Genomic DNA, 15,520 nt, shown 5'->3' with positions numbered 1-15,520 from the left:
CTGAAGGGCCGCCATTCAGGCGGGCGCGGAAGCCGGCGATAGCAGGCCTTCGTATGCCGGTGCCTGTCCACAACCTCGCGTCGGACGACGCCGCGGATGTGGGCATTGTTCGCATCGGCATCGCCGCGGAGGTCGCTGCCGTCCTACGGAGATTGGGCCTCGATATGGATGGCGACATCCGCACGGCCAGCGGCGCTTTTGCCGAGGATGGGACGCTCTCGGTCGCTGATCTGGGCAGACTGATGAGCCTCTGTGTCGCCCGAACAAACTGTCCGCATTTTGGACTGCTGGTGGGCCAGCGGGACATCCTAGCCTCGCWCAGACTCGTGGGCGCCCTGATGCCCCAGTCGCCGACCGTCGGCGAGATCCTGGCCAAGTTCGTGCGGCACCTACACAGAGAGGATGCCACCACCGCGCCCATGCTGATCCAGCACGGTGACACTGCGCGCCTGAGTTACACCAGTGGTTCAYCTGGGACTRMGTGCGCGGATCAGATCGCCGACGGTGCGGTCGCGACCGGCGTGAACGTCCTGCGTATGCTGTGCGGATCCGAGTGGTCGCCGACCGAGGTCCTACTCCCGCGYTCCGCTCCGCCCGACCTGGAGCYATTCGCCCGCTTCTTTCGCGCGCCCGTCCGCTTCGACGCGGGCACGGCGGCCCTGAWCTTTCCAGCAATTTGCCTKGAGCAACGCGTTGGGACGGGGGCCGTGTTGCRCCGCCTGTTCGCGGAKCGATTCGGGTCACCGGGTGCCGCATCGGTGCCWAGCTTGGCGGAGGACGTCCGGTGCGCCTTGCGCACGCGCTTGCCCGAGGACGAGTGTTCCGTCGAGGCGATTGCAACCCTGTTCTCGATGTCGCGCCGGACGTTCAGCCGCCGCCTCCGGCGCGAAGGMTTCGCCTTCGGCACGGTGGTCAACGAGATCSGCTTCGAKATCGCACGSCGGCTGTTATCCCGGAGCGACATGACCTTYACACAGGTGGCGCGCGCGCTCGGGTTCGCCGAGATCAGCGTGTTCACCCGGGCTTTCCGGCGGTGGTCCGGGCAGACGCCTACTGCCTGGCGTGCTGCGCATCGGCCCGGCTAAGCGACCGGTATCAATCCCAGTACTTCTACAGCTTGTTATGCCTCGCCTACGGATCAGATAGACGCGGTTTTGACTATCTCGCGGCGCATGGCGACTTGCCCAAGGGGCCYGGAGAGAGCGGCAGGGACGAGTACGGCCTGACGGCCCTTGTCATGGATAGGCTGATCCATGCACATCTCCAGGACTGCCGGATGGACCGCGAACGGATCTGGCGGGGATTTCGCTGGGCGGAGTGACCGAACTGCGGCCCGCGCCGCGCGCTGGAGTTWTACAGACGCACAGGCCGGGTCCCGCTATGGTGCAATGCAATCAAAKTGACGACGACGATCATTCCTGCCGCAAAATCCAGCGGCATTCGTGGGCTGAGGCAAAATTTTCGCCAAGCCGAGTGTCGCAAAATTGCATCGACTGATCAGCATTCGATGAGACCCGCTCGCCCGAGCGCTTGCCGAATAATCCATGTYATGAAAGCTTTGCTGCAAGCYTCAGCGGGTCCGCCCGCCGATCCTTGGGAGCTGATGAATGCGACGCCTCGGCACGGCGGGCCAATGGGCTGCAGCAGCTCTCYTGGGCGCMTCWGCSCTKATCGCAACCSAGGAGGTCCGKGCGGCTGAGTATGCGCAGGGCATCTACGTGCTCGGCAAYCGCGGSCCSCTCGCGGGCGTGATCCCWCCGCCAGGATTTTACTTCGAGAGCGAGACCTACTTCTATCAGGGCGATCTCGGCGGRAATCGCGTGTTCCAGGGCGGCGGTGTYGTGGCCGCAAACGTCAAGATCAACTTCAGCGCGAACTTCGCGACACCGATCTGGGTCACGCCAGTCGAGWTCCTCGGGGGCAATCTCGGCTTYTCSATCTCCRTCCCGTTCGGCACACCCGACGTYAGCGCCGGGGCGGTGCTGTCGTCACCCCGSATCGACCGAATCATCGCCGGACGTGAGCACGACGCCATCTTCAATGTCGGCGACATCTATCTCGCCTCGTTCATAGGCTGGCACTCCGGTAACTTCCATTGGACCGCGACGGCGCTCGGCGTCGTTCCCTCCGGCTCCTTCGAGAATGGGCAGCTGTCCAACATCGCGCTCAACCGCCCCGCGCTCGATCTCAGCGGCGCACTCACCTACCTTGATCCGGCCCTCGGTTACGAACTCTCGGTGGTGCCCGGCATCACGTTCAACTGGATCAACCCGGCCACCCAGTACCTGACGGGTACGGAGTTCCACCTGGAGTGGTCGGCCTCGAAGTACCTGAGCAAGGATCTGTCCGTCGGGCTCGTCGGGTACTTCTACGACCAGCTCACGGGCGACAGCGGGTCGGGCGACAGGRTTGGCCCGTTCAAGGGGCGGGTTGTGTCGCTGGGTGCCCAAGTCGGCTACACCTTCCACGCGGGCGAGATCCCGATCTCGACGAACGTCAGGTTYTATCGCGAATTCGACGTCCGGAACCGCTTCCAGGGCACCGCAACTTACCTGACGATCTCGGCCCCGCTCTGGGTCGCGCCGCCGAAAGCAGCCGTAGAGGCAAAGCCGGTGATCGCGAAGTACTGACGGGCGGGGGAACGGGCGTCTACGCTCTGGGCGGTCCGGCGGCCGCTACACGGTCCGGGCGTCTGGACCATCGCGTTCGTCGAACGACCCGATACAGCCAGGGGCTTCGAGGTGCTTCCTTGCCGGTGAGTTTTTGAACGAACTTTCGCTTGGCTTGGCCATTGTCGGCGTCTCTCGCCGATCATCACGGCGGATTGGCAAGAGGCGGGACGCGAGCGTTGGACTGTTCCCGTCGGCGGAAGGGCCGGTCGCGTGTTCCTGATCGGCGTGCAGCCGATCAACATGCAACTCGCCGCCTACTACAACGTCACGAGGCCGAAGGATGCCGGCAACTGGCAACTCCGGTGGCAGGTGCAGCTCCCATTCCCGAAATAAGCGCATTGAGCGTTGAAGGCCACGACTCAGTCGCGCACCGTCTGCAAACCGACTCCACTGATCTTGGCCGCCTCCGAGCGCGAGCCGCCCGCGTGGTTCGCCGACAGCGCCAGCCAACGGCGGATTTGGGCCGGATTACGCGAGGCCTTCGCCAGGGCGTGCAGAGCCTCAGCGTCGAAGTCTGACCGCAGCGGCACGGGAGCAGCCGTACGATTCGCCTCAGGCTTCAAACTCAAATACAGAATCGTGCCGAGACTTCCACCGTTATTCCGCGTGAGTCTCACTCAATGAGGCTTGGTATAAGCAGAGATGAAATGCCCAAATAAAATGAGTCACCGGATCTGTGGGCTCAATTCCACGCGCCGAAAGTCCGCTTGCTCAAGGCCGGAGCTCGGAAGCGGGCGGGATGCAATTGGCCGTAAGCGGAATGGCTGCTTCTGAGACTGACGGGTGGAAAAGCGGACGGGCTCGTTCCGATCCAACATTGCCGCAATGACGCATCGACGCCATTTTTGTTAGCGGACACGGGTCGCGCATCCAATACGACCAATACCCTGCGGCCGACCACGTCACGAACAGCATCGCGGGCTCTTACCTCTCACTGTGCGTCACGCCAGAGAGCGGCCATTTCCTGGAGAGCAGCTTCGCCTTGACGAAGCGCCGTCTGCTCGTCGGGCAACGAGTAGAGGCATTGCCGGACAACGCAGTCCTAATCGCGGATGACCCAGCGATAGCGCGAGGGGTCCTCAGGACAGATCTCAACCTGCAGGGAGTGGACTGCGAGGGCTGCCGCTGCCATCGTAGGCTCCTTCAACTTGCCCGACTGCGCTCCTGTCATCGACGGGTGGGCAGTCGGGGAACTGCATCCAGTGGGTGAACGCGTCGGTGCGGTAGCTGTGCTCGCACGAGGCGACGTGCCAAGGTGCTGCATCGTCGGCATGCTTGGGATCCCAGCGGATGATGGCGCGCTGGTCGGGCTCGTCACGGTTGATGGCGATGATCCACCGCCCATCGTGTGGGGCTCGATCCATCGTCCTCCAAGTGCGCATGGCCCCCTCCTGGCGCCTCATCGTATTGAGGCGCCAGGAACGCTCGAAGGGCTGAAACCGTTCGGGCGTCCTTCTGGTATACTGCCGGATCATCACGATAGAGCGAGGCGCCGATCCAGCCGCACCCGCGCGCGGTGCGACCAGACGTGTGCCGCTGAGGTACAGGCCCCCGAACAGCCGCTGCCATTCCCCCCGTGTCGGCACATGCGCGTTCGATGCATCCGATCTCTCGTCAGCACGGGGCATAGGCAAGAGCCTATGCCAAGGCTTGATGCAGCTCTGATGCTCGTCGGCAGCCTTGATCTCGTCAAGCCTCCCGCTGACGCGGGCATTCAGATGAAGCACGCTGCCGGTTCGCTCCAGACAAGGCGATTACTCGCGCCAACATCTCAATAGGATCGAGAGCGAGACGTTCGGTTTATCGAGTTGCCAGAAGCCCGCTTCGAGGCGGAAGCGGGCGGCGTGCGAAGTCCGCTTCGATGCATTTGTCCCCGGAAGCGGACCGGCGGCAATCCACCCTTCTGAGAAGTTCTGGCAAGTGGTGCGTGGCCGCAGATGCTGGCCGAAAGCGGCATGTCTGCCTCTGCGAAGGTCCGCCCTGGAAGCGGACGCACACTTATCCGCTCATCTTGCCTCATCAAGGCCATCGGCGGCATTTGCGGAGCGATAACGCTGGATAGGTGCCGACAGCGGTCTATGCGGTCGCGTTTCGGCAGCCTCACCGTGAGCAGACAGCTAATTCACGAGGGCCGAACGGCCACCCGATGTCGCGCTCGGCAGCGTCGAACCGAACGCGAAGCCGGAGTTGCCGGTGAAGTGCACCTGCGAGGCGATGACCGATCCATAGCGGGCTGGGTTCGTAGTCGTCCCATTGCCGGTGAACGTCACCGACGTCGCCGGCGCATACAAGACCCCGTCAAGGTTTGTCGTGGAGTTGCCGCTGATCGACAGATCCGCACCGACCGCCGAGCGCGATTGGAAGAGCACGATGCCTTCGAGAGCCCCGGTGGTTGGAGCCGTCAGGCTGATCGACGGCGTTCCGACGATGTCGAGCGACGAGGCCGCGTCGAGAAACAGGGTCACGCTTGATCCCGAGATGCTGGCGTTGCTGTTGATCTTGATCGACGCGCCTTTGAAGTAGTAGGTGCCCGCGGCTAAAGTGACATTGCCCCTGAAGGTGGTCGATCCGGTGTAGCAGCCCGCCGTCAAAGTGCCATCCAAGGTCCCTCCCGCCTTGCAATTGACGGGCGTAGGCTCGACGACCGCCGCGAGTGGATCAGTCGTGGGCGAGCCGCACTTGCTCACCGACGGACTGTAGCCGCGCGGGTTCTGCGATGGCGTGTCGGTCTGGCAGATCGAGATCGCTGTCATCTGCGCGGCATTGCCGTTCGATGAGATCGCTGTCGCCGATGAGGATTTCGCTCGCGCCGCGCAGCTCAGCTTCACCGTTGTGCTACCGGCGATCGTCAGCGTGTCGGCACTCGTCGGGTCGAGCGCGTAAAGGCAGGCCGGTCCGCCCTCGCTGTCCCCATCCGTCGTCCTGATCGCGATCGAGTGCGCCGACAGGCTGAACGGACCTGCCGAGCCGGCAAACTTAGAGAAGAAGCCGAGCACTTGGTTCTGGTGCGCGGCATCTCGGGAGGCGGTCACCCGCACGGCGTTCGCGGGCGTGGTCGCGTCCGCCGCTCGGTAGGTATTGGTCGCGTTATCGTAGACGATCAACTCGACGTCCTGAGCGAGCGTCACCCGTCCTGCGTTGGGAGGCGCGTTCAGGTTTGCCAGCGTGACGGCTTCCTCGACCGCATTCATCGTGTCGGGCAGCTGACGCACACCGGCGAGGGCACCAGCATCGGCTGCGATCTGCAGACGCATGGCGTTGTAGCGTAAGACGCTCACATCGACAGCCAAGGCGCCGACGCCGACAAGGGCGGGCATGGTCAGCGCTGAGAGGATCGTGATGCCACCCTCTTCGTTGCGCCAGAACCCCCTCATCACCGTGTCTCCTGCGGCAGAGTAGCGGAAGCGGTCATCGACCGGCTGCCGTAGAGGCTCGCGAAGAAACTCGTCGGCGCTGCGCTGGTCAGAGGGATCGCGGCTGTGACGAGATAGCGGGTGGCATTGGCGGGATCTTTGTCGGCCGTGACCGTAGCCCTGACCTGTGCCCATCTCGGGAGCGCCGCCACGACGGCGTCATGCGCTACCGTTGTCGTGATCCGACCGAGCGCGAGTTGCCGCGCTTCGCTCCACACGGCCTGCTGCGCGGAGATCAGCGTGAAGAAAGCGAAAGCGAACTCACAGATCGCCATCATCAGGCCGATGAACAAGGGTGCGACCAAGGCGAACTCGACAGCGGAGGTGCCCGAGCGCTCCGATCGCCATCTGCGCAAGAGCTGCCGTATCATCGTGAGAGCCTGAAACATCATAACCGGAACAGTATACGAGCCCCGGTGGGCCACTTAGTATCTTTTAGCGTTCTCCAAGCATGTGTTTATAGCGATGATTAAAATTCTATAATTGCTTCTACTGGCATTGGCACTGCCTTCACGCGACAGATTAAAGCGCGGACTAACCTGACCCGATGCCTCGGAGCTGGGCTTACCGAAAGGTTGGACAGTCGCATGGGGTAACCCCTGGCGGGTCCATTCTCCCAAGAAGCGAAGCCTTTAAAAAATCGCACCGTGGTCCATGTTGATCTTCATGACGAGGTCTGTGCCCTATCGCTTAGACGGCTCTGGAGCCGTACCAGGGAAATGCTTAGCCGTCGGACCTCCTCGTAACGCGTTTCCGCGTGCGGGGGCTTGATCGCGGCCTGGGTTTCCAGCTGGTGGGCCGTAGCAACGAGCCGGCGCAAGGGGACGGTCACCCAGTTCGCGATGAGGAACAGGAGCGCCGTGGCGACAAGGGCGCCTAAGCCCAGTTGGAACCAAAAGGATCGCACCAGCTCCCGCGTCGGGGCCAGTGCGCTGTCAACATCCTCCCGTACCAACATGCTCCAGCCGAAACTCGGCAGATCACCATGTCCGACGGTGGGTACAGTCACGGTCATATAGTCGCGTCCGTCAGGCCAGCGCTCACGGTGAACGGTGGTCCCGGTTGCGCGCCCTGCGGCGGTCGCCGCGCCGACTGTGAGAGGCTTTTCGACGAGATCGGGAGGCCCGAACAAGACACGCTGATCCCGGGCTATCAGGATGACGTCGATACCGGGGGCGCTGAGGCTCCCGAGGGTGTCGACAACCCAGTTCCAGTCGACGTGGGCGCCAATTACACCTCCGATGCTACCATCTTTCCGGCGAATTGGCGCCGAAAGATCGATAAAGCGCATGGGATCGCGGCCGTTGCCGAGCAGCTTAGCGAGAAGTTGTGCCTCGTGGACGTCCCCCGCGACAGGGGCCGAGAGACCAAGCCGGAACCAAGGGCGCTGGGCCACACTCTGCCCCTCGAGAAGGCCGCCGCTTGCGACCAGCACCTTGCCCTCGACGTCAGCCACGCCGATCCAGGAGTAGCGCTTATCGAGATTGCTCAGGAGCGTAATGTCCTGGCGCAACTCGTCGGGGTGCTCCAGCTCGATAGAACGAGAGAGGCCGTCGACATCTTGCCAGAGCTGGTGAAGACGCCTACCGAGCTGGTCGGCGCCAATCTCTCCGCGGGTCTGCAGCTTCTCGGCAAGCAGCGTTTCGGTCTGCTGCTGCAGGCCTCCAGCGTAGATTGAGCCGGCCACAAGCGCCGGTATTATCGTCAGGAAAGCGCCTCCGAAAAAGACAACTCCCTTCAGGCTGATCCAGGCCTTTGCCATCTTGCAGGTCCTCGTGATGTCAGCGGCTGAGATTGCGAGCGAGATTGCGCACCATCAGCGCGACGTCCCCTCGGCCCGTGCCCGGATTGCCGGCTGCGGTGTGGAGTTGACGGATGATTTGTTCGCGCTGCCCGGGGTCGGGTGCTAGAGCGACGCGGCAGCCATCCTGGGTCTCGGCGAGCACGCGGGCCGGCACGGCCCCGATCCTGGGGAGAACCAAGTCCCCCTCGGTCCCTGGCGCAAGGCCCACGAGGCCACTCAGGCGGGCACCGCCGGTGCCGAGATTGATGAGCCAAGCCTGGAGACGGCGCGTCCCGACCACCAACTCCACCCGCTCAACCTGCTGCCGCATCGGCCGGTTAGGCCGCGGCCGCTCAATGCACGCCGCGATTGTGATGGCGAGCACGGCCAAGTTGTAGAGCGTCCAGAACAAGATGATGACCCGACCCTCACCCGCTACCTGACTGAAATTGAACACGAAGTCCGAGGTAAGCGAGAGGACGAGGCCTGCCAGGGTTAGCACCAGAAGGACAAGGAACGGCCGCATCAGCGGCCATTGCACAACTGTGCGTGTCCGATCGCCACCCTTTGCGGTAACGCGAAATTTGTGAGGGCCTGGCGTCAGCAACCCGGTCGTCACGGCTCGGGTGATCGGCCAGGCAGCAAGCAGCTGCGAGACGTCGATCAGGATCGGCATGAACAGGCCGTTTGAAAGCCAGTTCAGCGTCATGATCGTAGCGATATAGTAGGGCAGGTAATACGACACGATCTCTTCGACAGTCGCGTTCACCACCGTGATACCGAGATACCAGTAGAGCAGCGGGCAGAAGAGGCTGGCGAGGCGGAACGGGAACGTCGTGCTCCAGTAAAGGAGTGAATCGATCACGCTGAACCGATGTCGCAGCGGGAGGCCGCGTCTACCGAGAGGGGGATAGACGTTGCGGATGATCTGCATCATGCCGAGACACCAGCGGCCCCGCTGGACAATGTATTCCTGCAGGCCTTCGGGCGCGAGACCCTCAGTAAGTGCCTCGTTGAGGTAGACTGTCTGCCAGCCCGTCTCGGCGAGCCGCAGGGTGAGAAGAAAGTCCTCGGTGACACTCTGGGTCGGCAGGCCGCCGATAGCCTGCACGGCGGCGGCGCGCACCATTGAGGAGGTGCCGCAACAGACCGCAATGCCCCAAGCATCTCGCGACGGCTCGACGTTGTCGAAGAAGTGGCGCTGTTCGTCCGGGTAGGCGCTACTTATACCGAGATTGTGCTGGACCGGGTCAGCGTTGAAGAAGTGCTGTGGCGTCTGCACTAGGCCCACGCCCGAATCGTGGAACAGGGCGAGTGTCCGGCTGACAAAGTCGTGGTGCGGCACGAAATCGGCGTCGAGAACCGCGATGAAATCAGGCGGGTCGGTCTCGGCCAGACGCTGGGTAAGTGTAAAGTTGATGTTGCCAGCTTTGGCATGGGCGTTGTCGGGACGAACGCGATAGTCGACCTCGTGACGCGCGCAGACTTCCCGCAGCCAGTCGCGGCGGCCGTCATCTAGCACGAAGATCCGGGTTGCAGGGTGGTCGAGGGCTTTACAGCCGACGATGGTACGCTCTAGGACCTCCAACTCCTCATTGTAGGTTGCCACGTAGACGTCGACTAGGGGCGGCGGGTCCGGTGCCCACCATTGAGCATGGCGGGTCGCCTCCTCGCTGCGCTCCCGCACCCGCGTCAGGATTAGGAACGCCAACGTGGAGGAGACAACGGTTAAGCCTTCCAGGCCGGCAAAAGCCCAGGCTATCAGCGGCTCAGGCGCGACGGCGAAGGGCGGCACTGTGTCGGTAAAGCGCCAGGCCATATAGCGCCAAGCGAGGAGTGTAGCGATCCCGAGTAGCACTGTGCGCCAGAACGTGCGGGTGCGGTCGAGGAGCGGCAGAACGAGGAGGCCAGCCCCAAGAACCACAGCCGCAGCCGCAAAGGCCGATAGAAGGGGCGAGACCGTCAGCACGGCTCGATGTCTCTTCGGGCTGGCGATTTCGTCGCGCGAGCCATGTCGGATTTACTCGACATCGATTTACAGCCCAAAGCGCGTTGCGAAGGCCCGAAACGCCCCAAGCGGTCCTTGCGTGAAGATCACCCGACCGGTGCGGCCAACCGCGCAGCCCGCCTCAGATTGCGCGGCAAGGGCCGGAACGTTCAGGGTCACGTCGAAGCGCTTCAGGTGCTCTGTGCTTGGACCAACGGCGAGGTTTGCGTAGAGCCCAGCGGCACCCGACCCACCAAGACGCGTGATCGTCGCGTCGAAAACCCGGTCGTCGCCGTAGAAGCGGAACTGGGCTGGCGCGCCGAGGCGGAGGCCATCGTAGAGCGACTCGGTGACGCTCGCGGTGACTATCAGGCTCGAGCAATCGACGAGGCGCATCAGGTCCTGGCCGCGTCGGACATACTCGCCGTCGTCGACTAAGAAGTCCCAGAGTACGCCCGGCGCGCGCGCCTTGAGCACTGCCGAGGTAAGCTTGTTGATCCGGACTCGCTCGGCCGAGATCTGCGTCTCGGCCTGGGCCATACGGGCGATGAGCTGATCTTCCTCAACGCCTAGCTCGGAGATACGCAGGTCGAGCTCTCGGACCCGCTGCGACGACGAGGGGGCATCGTTGTAGGAATCGCCGATGAAAACGCCGTTGCGCGCTGAGGCCAACTCGGTGCGAAGGTAATTGCCGCGTTGGCGGGCGCTTTCCAAATCTTGTTTGGCGACCTCCGATGTCGAGCGAGCCTTGTCCAGGTTGGCGGCACTCTGGACGCCGCGCTCACTCAGCTCGTTCGTCCGCCGCCATGAGGCGTCCGCCTCCTTCAACCGGGCGTTGGCGGCCTCCTGTGTGGCCTCCGCTTCGGCGATGCGCGCCTCGATCTGGCGCACACGCCCTTGCTGGTAGTCGGCGACCTGTACCTCATAGCTCTTGCGCGCGGCCCTGAGATTGGCACGCTGGCTCTTGATCCGCTTGAGGTCCAGCCCCTGCACGTCAAGGCCGCGCTGAAGGTCAATCAGGCGAGCTGTATCGAAGCGGTCGTCTAGGATGCTGGCGACGGTCTCACCTGCCCCGACCCGAGCTCCGATGCTGCGCAGGGACAGTGAGACCTCACCCTCGACCGGCGCGCGTACCACTGCCATGCGGGCGTTCACGGTGGCATCCGCAGAGGTGCCAGCGAAGTGCTCACCTAATAGAATGTACAGCCCTGCGAGGAGCAGAAGGGTGCCGAGTAAGGGTTTGATCACGCGCATGGATTTTCAGGGAACTAGGCAAAGGGAAGAGGTAAGTGCGAATAGGCTTGACGAGCTGTGTCCCCGCTCCGAGTCCCCTCAGCCGATGCGAGCCGCAAACGACGCAGATGCGTGACGCAGCGTACAGAGGCGGGTTTACAAAAACTTAAAATGCCTCTTTAGGATTTGAGATAACAATTTCTGATATATTCGCAAATCTTTCGAATGTGAGCCTGATTTCTCATGAGATGAAAAGCTTGCTATCTACTTGAGATAAAATCGTATGCGCCGCTTATTGGATATTATGCGTAATCTGGACTTTTTATATAGAACATCGTTGAGAAGGCTTCACGCCGGGTAGCGGTGCAGATCAGGTTGTGATCCGCGCCTGGGGTTTAGAGGCTGAGGAGGATGGGATGGCCGCTCGTGTGCCGCTGCGGCCAGACTAAAGTGCCGAGGCCTTGCGAACTCTGGCCAAGAGCTCGCGCGATCCGGATTAGACCCGCCGCCTGCTGGCGCAGTCCGCGATTGACGCGGGCGGCTTGCGCACCGAGGCGTCGGCTCTCGGCTCGTCCGCGCGATCGCGCCCAGGTTCTGGACGCCATCCGGCTTGTAAGAAGTCTTCCCCACCCGCCTGGCAGCAATCGCGCAGGCCACGGACGGCAAGCCGGTAATAGCCAGATTTCCATGAGGCCCGGGTCGGACAGAAGAACACCATCACACGCCCTTGCGTCCGCCGCGGGACGTGTCCGGCAGCCCCACAGGACCCGCGCACCTCCGTCCGGAGGTAGCACTAAAGGCCGATAAGCTGAGCTGCTGCAAGGACCGCTTCGGAGACGCCGCCGAGATCGGCTAAGCAGCCGCAACGGGCGCCAAGCCGAATGTCCGGTCCTACGCGCCAGCGATCCGACATGACGTAGTCGGGCCGATTACGGCTCGTCTGCTTTCGGAATGCAAACGCCAGAAGCAAACGTGTCGTGCTGCTGCGTTTCGCATCGTTGCAAACCGAAGGCCCTTGGGTCAATGCTGTGCCTTCTTCATATAGATAAGGACCAGAGTGTGAGCGTAAGGAGTCAATGCGTCATAGATTAAGCGGGTATCACTACCGCCAATACGCCACCCAATGACATCGTCGGATCAGCGAGCCCGTTGTAAGCTCTCATGCGGGCTGCAGGGCTGCAGCCCTCAACTCGCGCCGGCGTGTGCGGCGACCCGGTTCCGCAGTTGAATCTAGCCAGATGACCAGCGCTAGAGCCACGAGGGCAGGCGCACCGAGCGCCAGGAACGCTCCAGTCCAGCCAAGCAGAGACTGCGCCAGGCCGCCGTACCAGGCGGACAGTGCTCCGCCGATGCCCTGCACCGCGTTGACGGTGCCCAGCGCTGTCTGGGTGCGACCCGAGCCCCAGGTCAGATCCGCTACCACCACCGGCACGGCAACGCCGACGATGCCGGAGGCGACGCCGTCGAAGATCTCGGCTGAGAGCAACCACACCGGATCGTCGATGAAGGCGGACAGCGCCGCACGCACCGGCAGCACCGCCAGCGCCACGAGCAGCAGTTTGCGCCGTCCGCGCTTGTCCGCCAGCGAGCCCGCGAACAGCGCCACCGGGATCATCACGAGCTGTGCCACCATGACGTAACGAGCCGTCCAGGCCGTGGCGTCGCTGCCGGCCGCAACAAGCTTCTGCCCGAGCAGGCTCAGCATGCCTCCATTGCCGAGGTTGAACAGAGCAAGTGAAATCGCCAGTACTAACAGTTTGCGGTTCGAGAGCACGCTTCGGGTGGTCGCCCGTTCCGGCTTGTCGTCAGGATCGTCTTCCTTCCAGCCGACCGCACGGCGTCCGTTGTAGCAGTGCCCCGGGGTCGTCACGCTGGCCGCGATGGCCAGCAGGGCCATGGCACCGAGCACCCAGAAGGCCACAGCCGGTCCGAGACGAGCGGTGCCGAAGCTGATGAGGCCGGCCGCGATCAGGATGCCGAGATGGTTATAGGCTTGGTTGCGTCCTTGCTGCTTCGGAAAGCGGTCCTTGCCGACGATGCCGAGGGTCAGCTCGGTGACAGCGGGTAGAAGGAGCACGCCGCCGGCCGCCGCCAGCATCTGGGCGGCGAACACAGCCAGGAACGACGTGGCGGGCAAGACCAGCATCGTGCCGGCGAGGATGGCCGCACAGGCGCCGGCGATGAGGAGGCGGGGGCGCCCGATCCGGTCGACGAGCGCGCCGGCTGGACCGCTGAGGAACAGGGCACCGACCCCCACCAGCGTTGTGACGAACCCGACCCGCGCCGGCGACCAGCCGCCGGTCTCAGCCAACCAAGTGCCCAGGAAGGGCCCGAGTCCCCCCTGGATGTCGCCGGTGAACACGTTGATGAGCGAAAGATGCGTGGTGGCGAGCATGGGACCGGCGGGATAGGTGTGCCATGTCCGGTCACCGAGAGGCGAGAACCCACCCCATCGGTCCCGGAGGGGAACGTGACCTCATAAGCGTCCGAATGATGCATACGGTTCCGCTTGCGCCCCCATGGCGCCTCGTTCGCGCGGCAGTCCGGCGCCACCCAATTTCCCGCATCGCTCTCATTCGCTTTGGGCTGCCGAAACGCCTGTGCCGAAGCCTTCGCTCGCCTCCGCGACGAGCTGCGCTCCAAAAGCGGCCAACAGGGCTCGCAGGGTCTCAACGGACGCGTTCGCCTCTGCCAAGGTCAACAACCCGCCGCATCGGTACACCGAACCTGAGCTGAGAACTGCCAAGACTGCAAACCTCCCATCCGGGCAGTCGACGAAGCGGCAAGTCACCGTTTGTGCCATCCTCATCTCCAACGGTCCGCGACGAAGCCCGCAACGTGGAAGCCGGCTTTAACTATCCGTCCGCCCTGTGACCCGGAAGACACGGGGATCGGATGCAGCCGCCCTAGAATGAGTCAGCACCGACTGGAGTTGACCCGGTCTCGTGGAGCCCTTCAGACTTTCCGCACGAGGTGCGCTCCATGCCTCATACACGCCCGTCCTACGCCCCCGAGTTCCGCCGTCAGATGGTCGAATTGGTCCGCGCCGGACGCGACCCGGCTGATCTCGCCCGCGAGTTTGAGCCCTCCGCCCAGGCCATCCGCAACTGGGTCGCTCAAGCCGACCGCGGTGAGAGCTGTGGCGCCTCCAAGAGTGACGTCCTGGCGCTCGCCGAGCGGGAGGAACTGGCCCGTCTACGCCGCGAGGTGCGGCAGCTTCGGTTGGAGCGCGACATCCTCTCAAAAGCCGCGGCCTGGTTCGCACGGGAGAGCGGCGCGGTTCCGTCGGGCTCTTCCCGTTCATGAGCGCGAACCAGGCCGTCTTCCCCATTGCGGCCATGGCACGCGTGCTCGGCGTGTCGGATGCCGGCTATCACGCTCGGCGGCAGCGCGCGCCCTCCGTCCGTGCCGTGGCGGATGCCGCGTTGTTGAAGCAGATCCGCACCGTTCACGCTGGGTCGGGCGAGACTTACGGCGCGCCGCGCGTGCACGCTACGCTGGCAGCGCCGGGCGCACGACACGGACGCAAGTGCATTGCGCGGCTGATGCGCGAGGCGGGCCTTGTCGGCGTCAGCCGCCGGCGCGGAGGCGTCGTGACCACTCGACGCGACCGGGAGGCCCGCCCCGCGCCCGATCTCGTGGACCGCAACTTCTCGGCCGAGGCCCCCAACCAGCTCTGGGTAGGTGACATCACCTTCGTGCCGACCGCCGCGGGCTTCCTCTACCTCGCCTTGGTGGTCGACGCCTAGAGCCGGCGCGTCGTGGGCGGGTCGATGGCCAGCCACCTGCGGACCGAACTCGTGCTCGACGCACTGGAGATGGCCATCATGCAGCGCCGGCCGCGCGATGTGATCCACCACTCCGACCAGGGATCGCAATACACGTCGCTGGCCTTCGGTCGCTGCCGCGAAGCGGGCGTGCGGCCCTCTATGGGCTCGGTGGGCGACGCCTACGACTGTGAGAAGGTGCGTGCAGCCTGGAAGGCCTGACCCGTGCTTACGATTGACCACGTGTCATGGCGTTGATCTGTCGGCCCTCCAGGCTGCACCCGGGGCGTCACGAGACGTGACCTGATAGGAGCTTGAGGGAGTGCCGTCCCGTCACAGTCCTGTCCGCTCGCAGATCGCCTTCGGGTTCTATGGACTTGCTTCAGTTCAGTGGAGAGCGGTTTGGTGGGCGATGCCCCTCTCGAACTGGGTGGGGCTTGTGAAGCCGAGTGCCGAGTGACGGCGTCGGGGATTGTAGAAGCCATCGATGTGACGGGCCAGCGCGTCGATAGCCTCGGCTCGCGTCTGGAACGCGGTGCGCCAGACCAAAGGGCACGTCGCAACGCAGCCAGTGCAAGTTCCTTGTGAAGGCGATCGCCCACCGCCCAGCCCACGACCCGTCGGGAGTACAGATCGAGGACCACCGCCAGGTACAGCCAGCCCGG

The 15,520-nt window shown here is 63.7% G+C and carries 9 protein-coding genes and 5 pseudogenes; 6 read left to right on the top strand and 8 right to left on the bottom strand.

Features of this window, described 5'->3' with window-relative positions:
- Positions 1 to 53 precede the first annotated feature (53 nt).
- The 4 genes and pseudogenes from AC1DXK_RS26820 (at position 54) to AC1DXK_RS26805 (ending at position 3,005) form a co-directional block, all read left to right on the top strand.
- Complete coding sequence (locus tag AC1DXK_RS26820) at positions 54 to 1,085, top strand: AraC family transcriptional regulator (protein ID WP_477299473.1); 1,032 nt, start codon at positions 54 to 56, stop codon at positions 1,083 to 1,085.
- Between the two features lie 663 nt (positions 1,086 to 1,748).
- Entirely contained in the window at positions 1,749 to 2,630 is an 882-nt protein-coding gene (locus tag AC1DXK_RS26815) for a SphA family protein (protein WP_477299472.1), read from the top strand.
- A 33-nt stretch (positions 2,631 to 2,663) separates the two neighbouring features.
- Positions 2,664 to 2,756, top strand: a pseudogene (locus AC1DXK_RS26810) (IS5/IS1182 family transposase); the annotation flags it as partial.
- A 126-nt stretch (positions 2,757 to 2,882) separates the two neighbouring features.
- A complete protein-coding gene (locus AC1DXK_RS26805; protein WP_456685671.1) occupies positions 2,883 to 3,005 on the top strand; it encodes a hypothetical protein in 123 nt (40 codons plus the stop codon).
- Between the two features lie 29 nt (positions 3,006 to 3,034).
- On the opposite strand, the pseudogene AC1DXK_RS26800 reads toward AC1DXK_RS26805, so the two are convergent.
- From AC1DXK_RS26800 to AC1DXK_RS26775, 6 genes and pseudogenes are all read right to left on the bottom strand, one after another.
- Positions 3,035 to 3,250: pseudogene (locus AC1DXK_RS26800) on the bottom strand (IS630 family transposase); the annotation flags it as partial.
- A gap of 1,539 nt (positions 3,251 to 4,789) precedes the next feature.
- Positions 4,790 to 6,046, bottom strand: a complete 1,257-nt coding sequence (locus AC1DXK_RS26795; RefSeq protein ID WP_456685670.1) for a DUF7305 domain-containing protein — start codon at positions 6,044 to 6,046, stop codon at positions 4,790 to 4,792.
- Entirely contained in the window at positions 6,046 to 6,456 is a 411-nt protein-coding gene (locus AC1DXK_RS26790) for a TadE/TadG family type IV pilus assembly protein (RefSeq protein WP_456685669.1), read from the bottom strand. Before AC1DXK_RS26790 ends, AC1DXK_RS26795 begins: the two co-directional genes overlap by 1 nt.
- Before the next feature lie 293 nt (positions 6,457 to 6,749).
- Positions 6,750 to 7,847 (bottom strand): cache domain-containing protein, encoded by a 1,098-nt coding sequence (locus AC1DXK_RS26785; protein ID WP_456685668.1) that lies wholly within the window; start codon positions 7,845 to 7,847, stop codon positions 6,750 to 6,752.
- A 19-nt stretch (positions 7,848 to 7,866) separates the two neighbouring features.
- A complete protein-coding gene (locus tag AC1DXK_RS26780) occupies positions 7,867 to 9,837 on the bottom strand; it encodes a glycosyltransferase family 2 protein (protein WP_456685667.1) in 1,971 nt (656 codons plus the stop codon).
- Between the two features lie 66 nt (positions 9,838 to 9,903).
- Positions 9,904 to 11,109 carry an HlyD family secretion protein gene (locus AC1DXK_RS26775; RefSeq protein WP_456685666.1) on the bottom strand — a complete coding sequence of 402 codons (1,206 nt, stop codon included), beginning with the start codon at positions 11,107 to 11,109 and terminating at the stop codon, positions 9,904 to 9,906.
- A 356-nt stretch (positions 11,110 to 11,465) separates the two neighbouring features.
- On the opposite strand from AC1DXK_RS26775, the pseudogene AC1DXK_RS26770 reads away from it, so the two are divergent.
- Positions 11,466 to 11,867 (top strand): annotated as a pseudogene (locus tag AC1DXK_RS26770) (hypothetical protein); the annotation flags it as partial.
- A gap of 380 nt (positions 11,868 to 12,247) precedes the next feature.
- Here the strand turns inward: AC1DXK_RS26770 and AC1DXK_RS26765 are convergent.
- On the bottom strand, positions 12,248 to 13,483 hold the full coding sequence (locus tag AC1DXK_RS26765; RefSeq protein ID WP_456684704.1) for an MFS transporter: 1,236 nt from the start codon (positions 13,481 to 13,483) through the stop codon (positions 12,248 to 12,250).
- A gap of 587 nt (positions 13,484 to 14,070) precedes the next feature.
- Here AC1DXK_RS26765 and AC1DXK_RS26760 point away from each other — a divergent pair.
- Positions 14,071 to 15,044, top strand: a pseudogene (locus AC1DXK_RS26760) (IS3 family transposase); the annotation flags it as partial.
- A gap of 198 nt (positions 15,045 to 15,242) precedes the next feature.
- Here AC1DXK_RS26760 and AC1DXK_RS26755 read toward each other — a convergent pair.
- Positions 15,243 to 15,520, bottom strand: a pseudogene (locus tag AC1DXK_RS26755) (IS3 family transposase); the annotation flags it as partial.

The organism is Methylobacterium sp. P3_A11 (assembly GCF_056403155.1).
Note: the sequence above shows the minus strand (reverse complement) of the source record. Positions and strands in the feature narration are given on the sequence as shown.